This is a genomic window from Geobacillus sp. DSP4a (genome assembly GCF_013096875.1).
Lineage (GTDB): Bacteria > Bacillota > Bacilli > Bacillales > Anoxybacillaceae > Geobacillus > Geobacillus thermophilus.
Genome location: NZ_SDLD01000261.1, coordinates 1 through 301 on the forward strand (window position 1 = coordinate 1; position 301 = coordinate 301).

At 33.2% G+C, this 301-nt stretch carries 1 pseudogene; it reads left to right on the forward strand.

The annotated features are described in order from the left end of the window. Nucleotides 1-301 (forward strand): annotated as a pseudogene (locus ETC02_RS18705) (RNA-guided endonuclease TnpB family protein); the annotation flags it as partial.

The window sequence follows — 301 nt, forward strand, 5'->3', positions numbered from 1 at the left end:
ATGTATTTTTGTATCAAACAACAGCTAAATGGTTTGACCAAAGAAGAATACTTGACTCTTCGAGAACTGTGCCATATTGCCAAGAACATGTACAACGTCGGATTGTACAATGTCAGACAATACTATTTTGAACACAAGGAATTTCTTAATTATGAGAAAAACTATCATCTTGCAAAAACTAACGAAAACTATAAGCTGTTAAACAGCAACATGGCACAGCAAATTTTAAAAAAGGTCAATGAAGCCTTTAAATCTTTCTTTGGTTTGATCAGTCTTGCCAAACAAGGAAAATATGACCACA